Origin of the sequence: Thermoplasma sp. Kam2015 (genome assembly GCF_003205235.1) — an archaeon.
Classification (GTDB): domain Archaea; phylum Thermoplasmatota; class Thermoplasmata; order Thermoplasmatales; family Thermoplasmataceae; genus Thermoplasma.
Genome location: NZ_QJSM01000037.1, coordinates 13,891 through 29,598, shown reverse-complemented (window position 1 = coordinate 29,598; position 15,708 = coordinate 13,891). Strand labels below are relative to the sequence as shown.

The window sequence follows — 15,708 nt, the reverse complement described above, 5'->3', positions numbered from 1 at the left end:
CAATGACGAATAAGTCTGTCCAGGCATCGATGGCACTTAACGTTTTCAATGGCACAGGCATCAATGTTGGCAATTACTCGGATATAACGTTCACTCCGTACGTCATCAACGTCTCGTTGTCTTTCTCGAAGAAACCGATACAGGTCATAAATGCATCAATTTTCAGCAATGTTAATATGAGCGGACAGCCAAATGCGGATCCATACTGCGAGGAGTACCAGTTCGATTACTACACGTATGCGTATGATACATATCAAGATACTGTCTGGCAGAAGAACATGGAAGGCATGTTCCCTCTCCTGCTTGTACACCTGTCCAAAAACGTCTCAAGCGGGCTTTCTGGAATTGTGTACTCGGGTTCTGTAATGCTCATCAATGCTGACATGTACGTTAATGGGAACGAAGTATACAAGCCGGTTAGCGGTGAAGCCACATCGTCAATGAGCACCTCTCCTTCAACGATAATACTGAAGAATTTCACGTTCACCGGCGGCATATCGCAGAACGTCGTCATGCCTTATGATTTTTCGATCGACACCACACACTTGACGGTATCCCAGGCAAACAACAACACCACTGGATACGTAGCGATCAACAATGCAACCTATACTATCGTCCATTACGATCAGTACACGAGCGAATATAAGACGAAGTGGCATGAGATCGTGTTGTACGAATACGTGGACGGAAAATATGCGATATGCCATGTGTATAAGGAGAACGAGGGGACAAGCTACGTGGGAACAACGTACGATGGAAACGGTTCCAAGGTATACGTATCATCGATACAGACAACCAATGGGGAACTGGTCGTCAAAGGAGGCACGCTTCCAAACAACGTGGCGGACGCGGTATCGTATATAATGAGGCAGGGCAGCACGCTGGAAAACTATGATCTGAACGTGTCTGCTTCCCTGGAGTCTACGACACTGTGGTATCGCGAAGAAGGCTATTCCACCGCTGCGGACGAGATCGCAAAGGTCAACAATGCAGTATCGACCTTCAATTCAGCGCTCGGTCTTGGACTGGCGCTAATAACCGCCATATCGGCTGGTAACGCCTTCGATTTCGATCTGGGTGTGGGAGAAGAGATCGTGGACGCTGCGAGCCTGATGAGCTCGTATCTGGGCCTGGAGCTCAGCCTGGTCGCGGATTTCACATCCATAAGCTTTTTTACCTCATTAAGTGCCGCATCAGTTATGTTCGGCCTGACCAATAAAGAGCTTATAAGTCCAGGTTCAAACTACGTTCTCTCCGACTACAGCTCCTATATGCCAGTTTCATTCACGGTCAACGGCAATTATTACAGCTTCTATGCGCCTGAGGACTATCTCAATGCAACATCGATAATATCATAAAATTATTTAAAATATTCAATATGTTCATAATCTCTATTTTTCTATTTGTCGCTAAAACCCTTAGGACGCTGTTTCTCATTGTATGGTAAGACCTGAACATTTTGAAAACTCCAACATGGAGGATCAATAATGCGGAGTTTCATTTCTATACTGCCAATTATTTCTGAAACTTCACATTATTCCTATGAAACAGAGCGGGCCAAATATTCCCCTATGAGCTACTCCTAAGCTAAAGCATCGGAGCTTCCTTTCATCGAAGAGACCTCTGCCTCTCCAGACATACGTAAAAGCCATATATCGCTATAACCACAGGCATGTATTCGGATCTCATCGCTAAAGTATTTGAAAATTACCGCTTCCCCAAATCCCTAACCTCTCTTTAAAACCGTTTATAGTAGCATCTGTGTGGTATGCAATGATAGTATAGTTACAACTTTCCATTGGAACAAGGCCCAAGTCGAGAAGCTGCGTATAATTATTTCTTCGAGCTGCCCTCATGGATATATTCAAAGGAAAGGTTTATATAATTTCTACATTATCTTGTTGAGATAGGAAACAGCTATCCTGAACCCACTTTGAATCCTGATTAATGGAATCGCTTTAAATGAACGCTGAAATTCAGATTGTAACAAGCAAAAGACACAAAGATACAATACATGCCAAATCGGACGATCCAACACGTGGCGAAGATCCAGCAGGATGGAGAATAATCTGAATCAACAATGCTGCTTCCAGATATGAGCAAATAGAAATAGAACGTTATGGGTGAGAATGATGTCAGATATCATTATGGTAAATACAGAATATGTACCGGGCAAGCGCATAGTTAAGGTCTTTGGTACAATCTGGGGCATAACTGTGAGAAGTAGAGGCCTGGGTGGTAACCTCGTGGCTGGTTTGAGATCGCTTGCAGGCGGAGAGATAAAGGAGTACACAAAGATGCTATCTGATGCTAGAAATACAGCAATGGAGAGATTGCAGGGTGCCGCAGAACAGATAGGAGCCAACGCTGTGATAAACGTCAGGTTTGACTCCTCCGACATAGGACAGGTTATGACTGAAATAGTGGCTTACGGTACGGCAGTTCTCGTTGAGGATGTGACCGAAAATATAGAACGCGTTGGCCTATCATGATAGGGTGATATCCCTGGATCTGTTCCGAGGCGTCAACCGAAGATATGCACTTGAAGCGGTTGGCATCGGAATATTTTTCATGTTTCTTGCCCTGATAGTTCAGGAGATGATAGAAGGCATCCCAGATGTCATTTTTCTGATCAGGGTGCATTTTGATCTCTCCGCAATGATAGCCGATCTCTCTTCCATAGAGATCAGATATCCAATACTTTATTCCTTATATATTGGTTGTGCGGCTGGCTTTATTCAGGAAGGATTCACATACGTATCGGTTGATACAAGAACAAGAAGAATGGCGTTTTTTATCGGTCTTGGTTTCTCTGTTGTTGATATAGTTGTGCTCATCCTCTCATTTCTCTTGCCGGCTTTAGAGATACATAATATTTATGGAATCTCCGCTGCACAGGGCGCTCTGATATCGCTTAACATAATATCGTCTCTTCTCTTCCATCCCGGTACAGCAACATTCATGAAATGGGGTCAGATTCAGAAGATGGGCAGGTTAACCTACCTTATTTCTTCTGTTCTTCATGCTGGCATAGACGGTGGACTGGTATATACAGATATATTCATAATTTTGCACAGGGGTCTATACCTATATACTACGGTGATCTTCTGGTCACTTACGATCGTTATATCAGTGGCGATCTTTCTCGTCGGGCTATCGAAGCTGGCTTCCACAAAAGATGAAGACGAGTTTAGAAAGGAAATACCGGTGGTATTCTGAAGGGGCTTTATCCTCCGTGAGCGACAATACCCATTGGCTTGGCAGGGGATGAAAGAGAACACAGACTTTAGTATACTGTATCGGAATTTATTAAACAATGTTCAGAACCATTAAGCTGAAGCTTCCGTATGACAGATCGCCTCTGGAGACTGGAGCGAGATTCAGGGATGCATGCCAAATATTTCTGGACTATGGTTTTTAGAATAAGACGTTCAACAAGAACAATCTCAATAGAGGTACATACAGAAAGGTGAGGGAACCCTATCTTCCATCCACACCGGTTCAAACAGCCAGGGATACAGCATCTGAAGTTTTGAAATCAACAGACCTCAAGAAGAAGATAGAGAGGAGATCACTCACAGTAAGATATGATAACAGGATGTTCAAGTTCTATCCTGACTCACATGCGATATCCCTCACCACAGACCAGCAAAAAGCTCCTTCCATCAGGGATGGGCAGTTGACGATAGAGAATACATGTAAAAATATAAAAATGATTTAAGACAAACTGGATCAGTTCAGCTTGGCCACAAAATCCTGTATTTCCTTATAGTTAGGTTCCTTCCCGGGATCATCGCTGATCCAGGCGTACTGGACTACCCCATTTCTATCGATCACAAAGACCGATCTCTTGGATGCCGTCAGGCCAGGAACATTGACAAAATTCTCGTGGAGAACACCGTATTTTTTCGATATTTCCCTGTTGGAATCGCTCAGCAGATCAAACGTGAGGTTGTTCTTCTTTGCAAATTCAGCCAGGGAAAACGGCGAGTCAACGCTTATTCCTATGACCTTGGCGTTAACCTTGTTGAAGTTTGCCATTGAGTCCCTGAAAGTGCACATCTCCTTTGTGCAGACACTTGTGAAGGCTCCTGGGAAGAAGGCAAGAACGACCTTCTGCCCCTTGAAATCTGACAGCTTTCTCATCTTAAGGCTGGTATCCGGAGCTTCAAAATCCGGAGCTTTATCACCCACTTTTACTACCATATTTATACCTCCATCATGCCCAAAAATTACAATGGGCCATCCCGAACGCATCCATTCATTGCCTGCGTATATGACGCGCAGTCTGAATGAACCATTCAGGATGTATAGAGATATACGGGGTTTAATTTAACCTTTTGTAGCTTCATCTATTTAATTATCCTAACGGTCCTATTTCTCTCTTTGCCCATCGATATTATGCCTACGGGTTTTCCGAGCTGATCTTCTATGAATTTTATATATTTGACAAGTTTGGGTGGTAGCTGATCTATCGATATCTTCCTGCCGCTTATTGAATCAGATATGGAACCCCATCCGTCAAACTCCTCGTATACAGGTTCAATCCTCTTGATGGTTTCCATATCCCTTGGTACATAATCTATGGGCCTGCCGTCCAGTAGGTACTGCTTGCATACCTTAACCCTATCAAGCATCCCCAGCGTATCGACCTTTGTTATCGCCAGCTCATCCACATCATCGATCCTGACTGCATATCTGAGCATCGGCAGATCAAGCCAGCCAACCCTCCTTGGCCTGCCGGTAGTAGTGCCGTATTCACCGCCAAGATCCCTGAGCTGTTTGGCGAGGTCGTCAGTGATTTCAGTTGGGAATGGCCCTTCACCGACCTTTGAAACATACGCCTTCGCAACGCCTATTATCCTGTTCACCTTTCTGAGCGAAAAACCTGTCCCTGTATATATGGATGCGCTTATTGTGTTTGATGACGTAACAAAAGGGTAGAAGCCGAAATCAGGATCCAAGAACACACCCTGTGCTCCTTCGAAGAGGATGCGCTTACCCTGGGAATACAATCTGTCTATGGCCATCTCGGTGTAATCTAGATACTCCTTTATCTTAAGGCCGGCATCGTAAAGGGCCTGTGCCATCTCGTTCCTCTTCTCCGGCTGTGAAAACTCGGTGCCCGAAAGCAGGTTGGAATGCATCCTGTACATGGTCTCTATCTTTTCCTTTACAACGTTGAAGTTGGTTATGTCACCCATCCTTATACCTGTGCGGGCGTACTTGTCCTCATAGGTCGGGCCTATACCTTGTGCCGTCGTCCCGATCATTAGGCTGGATCTTATCTTTTCCTCTTCCACGTCAAGCTGTCTGTGCATCTTCGTAACAACATGGGCATTCCTGCTTACTATTATCTTCAGTGCAGGGTTCACCTTCTTTACTATTTCTATCTCCGGTATGAGCGAAATGGGATCGATCACCATGCCGCTTCCCAGAACAACGTAGGATGTTCTGAGCGAACCAGAAGGGAGCAGATGGAATTTGAAGGTACCATCATCGGTCACAACGGTATGACCTGCATTTGTACCGCCATTGAATCTCACAACAACGTCGTATGATCCGCTAAGATAGTCCGTTATCTTGCCCTTTCCCTCATCACCAAACTGCAGACCGACGACTGCTGCAGTTCTATCGCCTTCTCCATTAGGTGTGACCATATAGACCTTCACACTATATTCTGGAGAGATAAAAGGTTTCTTTGTCGTATTGACCGATCTCGAACAGACGCCGTGCGCTCTGTATCCTGATCATGGCATCGAAACGACAAAAAAATATAGGCTCTAACGCTTTAGATAGATCATGACAGAGGTACCAGAGGGTTTGAATTACACAAAAACGCACGAATGGTATAAGAAAGATGGCAACACTGCGACGATCGGTATAACTGATTATGCACAGTCCCAGATGACGGATATCGTGTACGTTGATCTCCCCAAGGTTGGAGACAAGAAGAAGGCTGGAGACGTGCTTCTAACAATAGAGTCGGTCAAGTCCGCAGAGGATGTCTATTCCCCAATTACTGGGACTGTAACGGCTGTGAATGAGGAGGTGGCAAAGCACCCCGAATCCATAAACAAGGATCCATATGGCAGCTGGCTTGTGAAGATGACCATAGAGAAGGAAGGAGATCATCTATCTGCCGCTGAATACAGGAAGTTAATACAATGACCGGAGATCACAGGGATCAGTATTACTGGAAGGCCAAGAAGGATCAGTTCAGGAGTAGGGCCGCATATAAGCTTGAGTTCCTGATAGATCGTTACGGCATAATAAAGAACGGTCAGTCCGTACTGGAGATCGGATCGTCTCCTGGCGGATGGACGCAGGTACTCGTTGAAAGATCCTGTCATGTCATGTCGGTCGATATACAGCCAATGCAGGAGATCCCTGGTGTTAAATTTCTGAAGTTAAACATTTTGAGGGAGGATGCTCCAGAGAGAATAAGAGAGGCCATGACTGATTCCGGTATAGAGTCCTTCGATGCGGTTCTCTCAGATGCAATGTCCAAGACCAGCGGGATAAAGAGTTCCGATCATGCATCCTCCGTTGTTATAGATGATGCGGTCATGAAGATAGCAGTGAAAACGCTGAGAAGGGGTGGAACTGCAGTTCTGAAGCAGTTCCAGGGAGACATGACGAACGACTTCATAAGGCGATGGGGGCAGTATTTCAGGGATCACAAGATAACAAAACCTCCAGCCTCACGCAAAGAATCCAGCGAGATTTACATAATATTCTATGGATTTTCAGGAGATGGCGGGGAACGCGTCACTTCGTGATATAGCCTCAATTCTTTGCGTTATGTTCGAGAAAGTCCTTCAGCGGATCATAAAATTCAAGTTCTGTTATTATGAATACGCTGTGCTCCTTGTCCGTATCAAGATACTCATCAATTTTGCGTTCAATATAGGATAACCTGAACTCTTCAACCTTTCTGAGACCGCTCACCCTGTTCATCGTCGCATTCCATCTCCTGACAAAATCCTCGGGGCTGGTATCTCCGAACTCCATTCTCGTCACATGCCTCTTTCTCAGGGAATTCCTCAGAAGATCGAACAGTTTCACATTCTTTGTGTAGAAATCGGTGTATTCCTTCTCAGGTACATCGAGTGGCTTCAGATCTTTGCCATTTTCCTCGGCGTATTTTACGGCTTCTATATATATCGGAGGTGGCGTCATCACCTCGCCGTAGATTGATAAGTGAAGGCCGTAGGATATCTCATAATCCGACATGGAAAGCTCAAAGGGATCCTTGATAAACGCCGACAAACCGTCTATCTGTTCCTTGCTCAGCACTATGTAAATAGAACCTGGCCTCTCCTGATAGAGCTCGTTTCTGAGATCATCTCCGTCCCGAACGAGACCCTTGATGCCACCAAAGAGCGTTATGTCATGTCCGCCTCTTGTTATCCTTGCGATCATCTGGCTCTTTTCTCCAGCATCCTCAGGAGTTCGTCCTTTCCGGTAATCCTCTCAAGATCCACAAGATTCACAACTGGGCATCCGTTTATGTTTTCTCTAGTCGTGGATCTCTTGCTTATTAGAAATGCATCCTCTTCCAGCACATCGCTTATTCTCTTCATCAGCTGAATCTTCGTGCTCTCCGTATCCTCTGACAGGATAGAGGCGATAAGCGATATGACGTCCTCATCCCTGGCCAGAACATCGAACGGCATTCTGTATGCCGGTCTCGTGTCCAGGCCTATCCTTTCCAGTATGTCCAGAAGCATCTGCACATATATATCCTGGACCCTCTCTTCTGGCAGTTCTTCGGGCAGAATCTTGAACAGATCCTGGTGGTCCACAAGATCTCCCTTTATGATCTCCTGAAGCTTTAGAAATATGTCTATTGTGGCAGATGATCCACTTTCGTAGAGTGATACCGATCTTCTTGATACGCCAAGGTAATGGGACAGATAGCCGATGGACAGACTCATCTTCATCCTCATTTCTCTGAGTGCCTCTCCGTTTATCTTGACATAAAAGCCTCCCGGGCCTGAATAGATGTACGGCCTTTCACCGTTGATGTAATTCCTGAAGGTTTCAAGGGATGAGATGGGAATGCCGTGCCTGTAGTATATGACGCCATCTTCAAGCAGCCCACCGCCTGTTTTTTCGCCAACTATGGTGGCCGTGGATCTCAAAAATTTTGCTACCTTTGCAAGCTCATATGCAGTCGTGGGCTTAAGCGTATCTATATTATAAAGCACCTTCAGTACGTATCTTTCGATGTCCCTCCTCGCAATGATATCAAAGGATGCTGAAAATTGCCCTCTAGTATCCGCTACTGAGAACCCATTATCGAGCAGCATGGATATCGTTTTTGATATCAGGGCATCCTTTTTATCTTCCACAGTACTTATTATGATTGCTGATATTTAAGTCTTTCCATGCTTTGGAGGTCAGAGTTTTAATTTTTATTATTAGATAGATATCCATCTGTTTTTAGTAGTCATTGTGAAAGAAGCATTAACTCGTTGATAATCATTTTTATCTTCTATTTATTATGTTTACATATTAATTAGTATAATTTAAATATCCTTTTGAAATATCATATATGGTAGATATGGTTAAAGACTATGTCGCTATGCTCAAGGAGGCCGGATACAAGATAACCCCGCAGAGACTCGCTGTGATTGAATATCTGAAGAAAGGGCCTGGTCACTTCACAGCAAATGACGTGTATAAGGAGATAAAGAAGACCATTCCAACGATCACCCTTGCCACGGTATATAACATACTCAAGGCGTTCGCAGACGTAAGATGCATCAACTCTTTCGACGTCGATGGTACGACATGGTTCGAAAATGAGGTTGAACTCCATGCGAATCTGATGTGCAAGGTCTGTGGAAACATCGTCGACGTGAAGATAGACAAGGGAAAGCTCCTCGATCTGTTGAAGGAGAATTCAGATGCGGATTTCGAGAACATTACGCTATTTGTCAGGGGGGTATGCCCCGAGTGCAAGGCAAAGGAAAGGATGGAATCCGTCAGCACAAAGCCGGTAATGCACTGATCTAAAATTCCCTTCTCAAATGCACTGATCTAAAATTCCCTTCTCATTTATACTTATATTTATCATTTGGCTTCTCATTGAAATGAAATATTTAGCCTCATCAAATCAATAAATTATCTTTAAAAGTTCTTTTGGATTTTTCCGTCATCTGGTCATTCCCATTCAATGGTTGCAGGCGGTTTATTTGTTATATCATAGACCACACGGTTTATCTCAGGTATCTCATCTGTAACCGTATTCGCTATATCCTCCAGAAGGTCCCAGGAGGGCTTGGTGAACGTTCCAGTCATTGCGTCTATGCTGTCTATCATCCTGACCGCCACGGTATATCCATATGCTCTTCTGTCTCCATGCACACCTGTAGTTCGCACGGGAAGGAGAACTGCAAAGTATTGCCATGGTCGTTCCTCTGGCTTAAGCGCACCTTCAACCTTGTCTTCCACGATCTTCGTCACCCTTTTAAGCAGATCCAGTTTTTCCGCAGTCACTTCACCCATTATGCGTACTGCAAGCCCTGGACCCGGGAAAGGCTGCAGATCAGTTCTCATACCCAGCTCCCTTGACATAGCTCTGATCTCATCCTTATAAAAATCCCGAAGCGGCTCCACAAGCTTGAGTTTCATGTCCTTGGGCAAGCCTCCAACATTGTGGTGACTCTTTATGGTATCCCTCTTCTGACCGCCGCTTTCAATCCAGTCCGGAGCTATTGTTCCCTGCAGGAGATATTCTGCCCCAAAATTCTCAGCCTCCCTGTTCAAAACATCTATGAATGTTTTGCCTATTATCTTGCGTTTTTCCTCCGGATCGATCACACCTTTGAGGGCGCTGAGAAACTCCTGAGAAGCGTCAACTATTCTATAGTTCATACTATGATCCTCGAAGAATTTCTTGACCCTTTCGACTTCACCTATGCGCAGAAGACCTGTATCTACAAAGACGCAGAGCAATTTATCCGCCAAAACCTGCGATGCAAGGACAGAGAGAAGAGAGCTGTCCTGACCCCCAGAAACAGCTATTATTGCACGACCCTTAACCTTATCAAGAATATCCGCTTTGATCTGTTCGATATAAGAAGAAACGCTCATTGTGGCCGATTAAAAATATGGATAAATATTTTGTTGAAACTGGCTTTTCAGGTTTTCATTATGAAACCGAGAAAGACCAGGAGACCGATCACCACACCAATTATGGCAGCTATCACATAGAATATTGTTCCGAGTGCAACATATGCAGCCCACTGGCCCAGGCCAAAGTGGAACATATATTTCGGACCAATAATATCAATGACCGCAACCACCAGTCCAATGACCAGAAGAGCTGCTCCGGCAATTCTGCTCTTGCCGCTCCCGAAGTACGCAGTCAGTATACCGAGCACTATTAGGGACAGAGCCAGAAGTGCCAGAATAACCAGCAGGAAAACCTCCCAGTTCCATGGAGACCAAGGAATCACTATATCACCTCACAGTTTTATTCCTGTCAGCGTTTTTGTGTCAATAACCCCGTCAATCGTTCTGATCTTCTCTATAACCACTTCGCCTATTTCGGTGAAGTCCTTCATGTCAAGCTTGACAATTATATCGTACTCACCGAACAGAGGGTGCGCCTCGACCACTCCGTTGATCTTGAGCACCTTGTTATATACCTCATGTTCCTTTCCAGGAACGGTGCTAATCAGAACAAAGGCTATTGACAATTTTCATCACTAAACTGTAATACTGTAAAATGTTAATAAATTTTGTGTTTTTTCTATGTCTGAATAGGATCATGCGATTGAGAGATGCTGATCGGATCCCATGAAGCATAATCATATTAGCCGGTTATTGATAGACCACCGTGCTGATAACCGAGATATTCCACAGCATACAGGGCGAAGGGCTGTACGCTGGACTGCCCATGCTGTTTGTCAGAACCAATATATGCAATATAAGATGTGAATGGTGCGATACGAAATATTCTTTCTACGGCGGAAAGGATGTGAGCCTGCAGGAAATCATAAGATCGGTTCAAGAATCGAGGGAAAACTGGGTATGCTTCACAGGAGGGGAACCGCTGGTACAGAGAGAAGCGCATGAATTTGTAAAGCAGGTTGTCGATCTCGGGAAGAATATACTCATAGAAACAAATGGAACGATCAGTGTCAAGAACTTTGTGTTCTCGGATCGTATCTTCATAGACATGGACGTGAAGCCGCCATCTGCAAAGGTCACAAAGGGATTCCTGATGGAAAACCTAAGATATCTCAGAAAGCAGGACTATCTCAAGATCGTGATAGAGGATGATGAGGATCTGAATTTTGCTTTGGACTTTGTTGATAGGTATGGTGATGGATTGAACTTCGTGTTCCAGCCTGCATGGGGTTCGGATATAAGAAGGATAGCAGATCGGATCTCAGGAACCGGATATAATATAAGAGTGCTTCCGCAGATCCACAAGATAATCTACGGGGATATTCCAGGAGTATGAGATGATATGCCATATCAAGAAATGGCTGTTTTTGCAAACAAATAAATCGTCATAAACGCTTATTGGATCATGGATGAACTCCTATCTATGCTCAATTTTATGGGCATGAAAGAGCTTGAAGACCTCTTTTCTGATGTACCTGGGTCTGTAAGGAAGAAATCAATAGGAATTGGAAGCGGTCTTGATGAACATCAGGTTGTTGAACGCGCGCTCGAACTGGGCCGAAGGAACAGCACGGGAATGCTGAATTTCCTCGGAAACGGCATATATGATAGGATAATACCAGAAGCGGTTAACTACATACTTTCAAAGCCAGAATTTCTGGACTCATACACCCCCTATCAGCCCGAGATATCGCAGGGAATGCTTCAATCCCTCTTTGAATATCAGAGCCTCATCTCGGATCTCATGGCCATGGATGTTACAAACGCCTCCATGTATGATGGATATTCTGCCCTTGGAGAAGCAGCTAGGATGGCGTACAGGATCAACGGAAAGAAAAAGATCCTCATCCCGGACTCAACCTATGACTCCAAGCTTTCGGTGCTGAAAAACTACGTCTGGGGCCTCAACATGGAGATAATAAGATATAAGATGGGAAATGACGGCATGATCGATCTCGATGATCTGTCTTCAAAGATCGACGATGAAACCTCGGCTGTGATTGTGGAAAATCCAAACGGCTATGGGATCCTCGATAAGAATGTCTTTGCGGTCAAAGATATAAAGAAAGATGCCGCTCTGATAGCCTATGTGGATCCCATCTCACTGGGTGCCGTAAAGCCGCCGGGAGAATATGGCGCAGATATAGCTGTGGCTGAGGGGCAGCAGCTTGGAATACCCATGAACTTTGGAGGACCGCTGCTGGGCATAATGTCCTTCAAGATGGATCATATAAGGAGATCCCCAGGAAGGATAATAGGCGAGTCCGTGGATTCCAATGGAAGGAGGGCTTATGTGATGACGCTGCAGACTAGGGAACAGCACATCAGGCGTGCCAAGGCAACAAGCAACATATGTTCAAACCAGGCTCTGCTTACGCTTGCCGCATCTGCATATCTTTCCATACTGGGATCGTCTGGGCTTAAGAAGGTTGCCCTCTTGACAATAAAGCATTCAAGGATGCTTAAGGAAAAGCTTTCGGCGGCCGGCATCAAACCATACTTCAACACGGAATCGTTTTCAGATGTCATGTTCAGGCTCAACAGGGAAGTTATGGAAGGCCTTGCATCCAGAGGTATACTGGGAGGGCTGAAGCTGACCAGCTTGATCAAGGACACATCCCTCAGAGATGCAACATTCTTTACGGTAACGGAAAAGACGGATGCTGAAAAGATTGAGAAGCTTGCAAAGGCGCTGGAGGTGATCTGATGGAGTTCAGACAGGCGTATTATGACGAGCCTCTCATAAAGGACATAAGATCAGACAGCACGTTCAGTATCTCTGAAGACGTTGATGAAAATCTCCTTTCGCAGGATCTGAAGAGAAAGGATCTGAATCTGCCAGAAGTTTCAGAGGTGGATGTCGTCAGGCACTACACCAGACTATCGCAGATGAACTATACCGTGGACGTTGGCATCTATCCTCTGGGTTCCTGCACCATGAAGTACAATCCAAAATATGCCGACAGGATAGCATCCTATGAGGAGTTCAGGAACGTGCATCCATTCCAGCCTGAATCCACCGTACAGGGTACGCTGCAGGTGATGTACGAGCTTCAGGAGTTTCTGAAAAAGATATCAGATATGGATGCAGTTACATTGCAGCCGATGGCTGGTGCTGACGGAGAATTCACCGGCATTCTCATAATTAAGAAGTACTTCGAAGACAGGCATGAGGACAGGACTGAGATAATAATACCGGATTCTGCACATGGAACAAATCCTGCTTCAGCCACAATGGGCGGGTTTGACGTAGTGGAGATACCGTCAAACAGCGATGGCATGGTGGATCTGAGTGCATTGAAGGCGGCGGTTTCCAAAAAGACAGCAGCATTCATGATAACCAATCCTAACACGCTTGGCATTTTCGAGCAGCACATAGTTGAAATAGCCAAGATAATACACGATGCCGGTGCGCTGCTCTATTACGATGGCGCCAACCTAAACGCAATATTCGGCATAACCTCGCCAGGTATCATGGGCTTCGACATAGTTCATTTTAACCTGCACAAGAGTTTTGCAACCCCACACGGTGGTGGCGGGCCTGGAGCCGGACCGGTAGCCGTTAAAGCCTTCTTATCTGACTTTCTGCCAGTTCCGGTCGTTGGATACGACGGCAGGAGGTACTTCCTCGATTACGGTAGGAAGAAGAGCATAGGGAAGGTATCATCGTTCTACGGATCGTTCTCAGTTCTTTTGCGCGCATGGTCATATGTGCTCAAAAACGGAGATGAAGGCCTTAAGAATGCAACCATAAGGGCTGTCTTGAATTCCAATTACCTCAAGAAGAAGGTTGAGGAGTACTATGAGGTGCCTTACTATCCACTGAAGAAGCACGAGTTCGTTCTTTCAACAGAAAATACCGGAAGGCGTGCTCTTGACATAGGCAAGTACCTGCTAGATTACGGTATACATTCACCAACGGTGTACTTCCCGCTGATCGTGAAGGAGGCTATGATGATAGAGCCCACCGAGACCGTGAGCAAGGCGGATCTGGATAAGTATGCAGACGTCCTCATATCAGCGCTGAAGGTACCGGAAGAGGATCTGAAATCGAGGCCAAGGAATACGGCTGTTTCCAGGATAGATGAAGTGAAAGCTGCAAGGGATCTGAAGGTGAGATGGTAGGCCGGATAAATAATACCTCTTTGAAATGCCGCATCTCATCTTCATATTTTCATTCTTTTATTCATGATAATATTTTGCTACTATAATATTAAAGAAAAATTATCCATTTGAAAATATATTCAAATCTGAACATTTTCCACGATTAGATACACGGACATTCTCCAGCAGGAATATTCGAATGAATTTTGCAAGGCAGTTGTGAATATGGCTGGTGCAGTCTGAATATAACCATACGTTCAGACGTTTCCTCGTTAAAAGGAGATACAAAGATTCAGTTTGTGGCAGTTTACATCACTTTATGCCTTCACATCTATTCAGCAAAAATATTTGGGGGGTTGTAAACCACTCTGATTATACGCTGTGTGATTTCCTTTTCCTCCATGATCGATAAGTTTCATTTAGCGATCGAATTCATGCCATCGCATAAAAATGAATAATACTATATTACTGAATAGATGGTGCAGGATTATCAGCCAGCTGAATGGGAAATGCGGGTATGCTGACGGTGGTATTGTAAACTTCATCTATTAACCACTGAACTGCATAGACCGATCTGAAATCAGGTTCGTTGAAATAGTTGTCGTCGAATATCGTGAAGTAAGTGCCATTTTTGTATGCATTGGTCCCATCGAACGGGGCGGTTTTCATCACCGAAGAATTGACATACTGATCCAGCAGTACTATGTCAGGCGAATCGTTCAATATGAGCGATCCTGGAACAGTATAATATCCCGTACCGTTGACTATATTGCGCAGATTGGCTATGTTGAAGAAATCATTTATGAATGTCTGGTTACCGGCTGTCCAGTACCCGCCCTCGGTGCTCAGCAGATAGAATATGCTCATCCTCTTTCCGTCAGAAAGCCTTGTCGCATTCTGGTGAAGATACACCAGTGATGTCTGCATCCAGTTTACAATCTTCGAGGCGTTGGCCTGTGTTCCCGTTATATTTCCAAGCTCCAGGATCTGCTGCTCTATCTGAGTGAAGTTATTCTGGCCAACCTCTATAACCGGTATACCCATATCAAGTATCTTCGTTATGACGTTCTGTGGATAGTATGATGGTATGGTTATAACGGCCTGTGGAGATACGTTCAGCAACTCTTCGTAATTTACCGTATCCAGCTCACCAACTATGGGGAGACTCAGATTCCTGGGATAAGATGTATAGGTGCTTATCCCGACCAGATCCTTCTCAGCTCCAAGGGCGTACAGGTTCACAGTTATGCTGGGCAGAAGCGAAACTATTCTTGTCAGCGGATGTGTGAATGGGAGTTTTGCATTTGGTGCATATACCTGGGCAACATCGTTTGTGCCTATACCCTCCTTATAGTAGAAATATGAAACACCTGCGATGACCACTAAAGCTATCACAACAATCGCGACCACGGAATTTCTGTTCATGAATTTCACCAAGTAGATTTTAGTTTACGTAAA

Annotated in this window: 18 protein-coding genes; 10 read left to right on the top strand and 8 right to left on the bottom strand. The window is 44.8% G+C overall.

Features of this window, described 5'->3' with window-relative positions:
• The 4 genes from DMB44_RS09420 to DMB44_RS09580 form a co-directional block, all read left to right on the top strand.
• On the top strand, window positions 1-1,358 hold a 1,358-nt coding region (locus tag DMB44_RS09420; RefSeq protein ID WP_110642579.1), incomplete at its 5' end, for a hypothetical protein.
• Window positions 1,359-2,132: 774 nt separating this feature from the next.
• Window positions 2,133-2,492: a heavy metal-binding domain-containing protein gene (locus tag DMB44_RS08080; protein WP_110642577.1), complete on the top strand. Its 360-nt coding sequence runs from the start codon at window positions 2,133-2,135 to the stop codon at window positions 2,490-2,492.
• Between the two features lie 4 nt (window positions 2,493-2,496).
• Entirely contained in the window at window positions 2,497-3,219 is a 723-nt protein-coding gene (locus tag DMB44_RS08075) for a hypothetical protein (RefSeq protein ID WP_153280197.1), read from the top strand.
• A 250-nt stretch (window positions 3,220-3,469) separates the two neighbouring features.
• Entirely contained in the window at window positions 3,470-3,721 is a 252-nt protein-coding gene (locus tag DMB44_RS09580; RefSeq protein ID WP_237265375.1) for a hypothetical protein, read from the top strand.
• A gap of 11 nt (window positions 3,722-3,732) precedes the next feature.
• On the opposite strand, the gene DMB44_RS08065 is transcribed toward DMB44_RS09580, so the two are convergent.
• Together DMB44_RS08065 and DMB44_RS08060 are read right to left on the bottom strand one after the other, a co-directional pair.
• A complete protein-coding gene (locus DMB44_RS08065) occupies window positions 3,733-4,206 on the bottom strand; it encodes a peroxiredoxin (RefSeq protein ID WP_110642572.1) in 474 nt (157 codons plus the stop codon).
• Between the two features lie 146 nt (window positions 4,207-4,352).
• Window positions 4,353-5,660 (bottom strand): adenylosuccinate synthase, encoded by a 1,308-nt coding sequence (locus DMB44_RS08060; protein ID WP_110642570.1) that lies wholly within the window; start codon window positions 5,658-5,660, stop codon window positions 4,353-4,355.
• Window positions 5,661-5,802: 142 nt separating this feature from the next.
• Here DMB44_RS08060 and gcvH point away from each other — a divergent pair, with 142 nt between their 5' ends.
• Both gcvH and DMB44_RS08050 read left to right on the top strand, forming a co-directional pair.
• A complete protein-coding gene (gene gcvH / locus DMB44_RS08055; RefSeq protein ID WP_110642568.1) occupies window positions 5,803-6,171 on the top strand; it encodes a glycine cleavage system protein GcvH in 369 nt (122 codons plus the stop codon).
• On the top strand, window positions 6,168-6,782 hold the full coding sequence (locus DMB44_RS08050; RefSeq protein WP_110642566.1) for an RlmE family RNA methyltransferase: 615 nt from the start codon (window positions 6,168-6,170) through the stop codon (window positions 6,780-6,782). Before gcvH ends, DMB44_RS08050 begins: the two co-directional genes overlap by 4 nt.
• Window positions 6,783-6,789: 7 nt before the next feature.
• Here the strand turns inward: DMB44_RS08050 and DMB44_RS08045 are convergent, their stop codons facing one another.
• Window positions 6,790-7,425: a hypothetical protein gene (locus DMB44_RS08045; RefSeq protein ID WP_110642564.1), complete on the bottom strand. Its 636-nt coding sequence runs from the start codon at window positions 7,423-7,425 to the stop codon at window positions 6,790-6,792.
• A complete protein-coding gene (locus tag DMB44_RS08040; protein WP_110642562.1) occupies window positions 7,422-8,357 on the bottom strand; it encodes a transcriptional regulator in 936 nt (311 codons plus the stop codon). Before DMB44_RS08040 ends, DMB44_RS08045 begins: the two co-directional genes overlap by 4 nt.
• A 212-nt stretch (window positions 8,358-8,569) precedes the next feature.
• On the opposite strand from DMB44_RS08040, the gene DMB44_RS08035 reads away from it, so the two are divergent.
• Window positions 8,570-9,019: a Fur family transcriptional regulator gene (locus DMB44_RS08035; RefSeq protein WP_110642587.1), complete on the top strand. Its 450-nt coding sequence runs from the start codon at window positions 8,570-8,572 to the stop codon at window positions 9,017-9,019.
• 152 nt (window positions 9,020-9,171) lie between these two features.
• Here DMB44_RS08035 and guaA read toward each other — a convergent pair whose 3' ends face one another.
• Genes guaA through DMB44_RS08020 form a run of 3 tightly spaced genes read right to left on the bottom strand, consistent with a single transcriptional unit; the run spans window position 9,172 to window position 10,712 of the window.
• The gene (guaA, locus tag DMB44_RS08030) at window positions 9,172-10,104 is read right to left on the bottom strand and encodes a glutamine-hydrolyzing GMP synthase (RefSeq protein WP_110642560.1); all 933 of its coding nucleotides are present in this window, start codon (window positions 10,102-10,104) and stop codon (window positions 9,172-9,174) included.
• A 47-nt stretch (window positions 10,105-10,151) separates the two neighbouring features.
• Window positions 10,152-10,469 (bottom strand): hypothetical protein, encoded by a 318-nt coding sequence (locus DMB44_RS08025; RefSeq protein ID WP_110642559.1) that lies wholly within the window; start codon window positions 10,467-10,469, stop codon window positions 10,152-10,154.
• Window positions 10,470-10,478: 9 nt separating this feature from the next.
• Entirely contained in the window at window positions 10,479-10,712 is a 234-nt protein-coding gene (locus DMB44_RS08020; RefSeq protein ID WP_010916553.1) for an Lrp/AsnC ligand binding domain-containing protein, read from the bottom strand.
• Window positions 10,713-10,852: 140 nt separating this feature from the next.
• Here DMB44_RS08020 and DMB44_RS08015 point away from each other — a divergent pair, with 140 nt between their 5' ends.
• The 3 genes from DMB44_RS08015 (at window position 10,853) to gcvPB (ending at window position 14,271) form a co-directional block, all read left to right on the top strand.
• On the top strand, window positions 10,853-11,482 hold the full coding sequence (locus DMB44_RS08015; RefSeq protein ID WP_110642558.1) for a 7-carboxy-7-deazaguanine synthase QueE: 630 nt from the start codon (window positions 10,853-10,855) through the stop codon (window positions 11,480-11,482).
• A 69-nt stretch (window positions 11,483-11,551) separates the two neighbouring features.
• Window positions 11,552-12,853, top strand: coding sequence for an aminomethyl-transferring glycine dehydrogenase subunit GcvPA (gcvPA, locus tag DMB44_RS08010; RefSeq protein WP_110642557.1), 1,302 nt, complete (start codon window positions 11,552-11,554; stop codon window positions 12,851-12,853).
• Window positions 12,853-14,271 (top strand): aminomethyl-transferring glycine dehydrogenase subunit GcvPB, encoded by a 1,419-nt coding sequence (gcvPB, locus tag DMB44_RS08005; RefSeq protein ID WP_110642556.1) that lies wholly within the window; start codon window positions 12,853-12,855, stop codon window positions 14,269-14,271. The genes gcvPA and gcvPB overlap by 1 nt, the downstream gene beginning before the upstream one ends.
• Window positions 14,272-14,715: 444 nt before the next feature.
• Here gcvPB and DMB44_RS08000 read toward each other — a convergent pair whose 3' ends face one another.
• Complete coding sequence (locus DMB44_RS08000; protein ID WP_237265374.1) at window positions 14,716-15,675, bottom strand: ABC transporter substrate-binding protein; 960 nt, start codon at window positions 15,673-15,675, stop codon at window positions 14,716-14,718.
• Between the last annotated feature and the right edge of the window lie 33 nt (window positions 15,676-15,708).

Bases quoted from the DNA above. Each gene is read 5' to 3' on its own strand.
- DMB44_RS08065 (WP_110642572.1), bottom strand. From the start codon at position 4,206: ATGGTAGTAAAAGTGGGTGATAAAGCTCCGGATTTTGAAGCTCCGGAT.
- gcvPA (WP_110642557.1), top strand. From the start codon at position 11,552: ATGGATGAACTCCTATCTATGCTCAATTTTATGGGCATGAAAGAGCTT.
- DMB44_RS08045 (WP_110642564.1), bottom strand. From the start codon at position 7,425: ATGATCGCAAGGATAACAAGAGGCGGACATGACATAACGCTCTTTGGT.
- DMB44_RS08080 (WP_110642577.1), top strand. From the start codon at position 2,133: ATGTCAGATATCATTATGGTAAATACAGAATATGTACCGGGCAAGCGC.
- guaA (WP_110642560.1), bottom strand. From the start codon at position 10,104: ATGAGCGTTTCTTCTTATATCGAACAGATCAAAGCGGATATTCTTGAT.
- DMB44_RS08060 (WP_110642570.1), bottom strand. From the start codon at position 5,660: ATGGTCACACCTAATGGAGAAGGCGATAGAACTGCAGCAGTCGTCGGT.
- DMB44_RS08050 (WP_110642566.1), top strand. From the start codon at position 6,168: ATGACCGGAGATCACAGGGATCAGTATTACTGGAAGGCCAAGAAGGAT.
- gcvH (WP_110642568.1), top strand. From the start codon at position 5,803: ATGACAGAGGTACCAGAGGGTTTGAATTACACAAAAACGCACGAATGG.
- DMB44_RS08000 (WP_237265374.1), bottom strand. From the start codon at position 15,675: ATGAACAGAAATTCCGTGGTCGCGATTGTTGTGATAGCTTTAGTGGTC.
- DMB44_RS08035 (WP_110642587.1), top strand. From the start codon at position 8,570: ATGGTTAAAGACTATGTCGCTATGCTCAAGGAGGCCGGATACAAGATA.
- gcvPB (WP_110642556.1), top strand. From the start codon at position 12,853: ATGGAGTTCAGACAGGCGTATTATGACGAGCCTCTCATAAAGGACATA.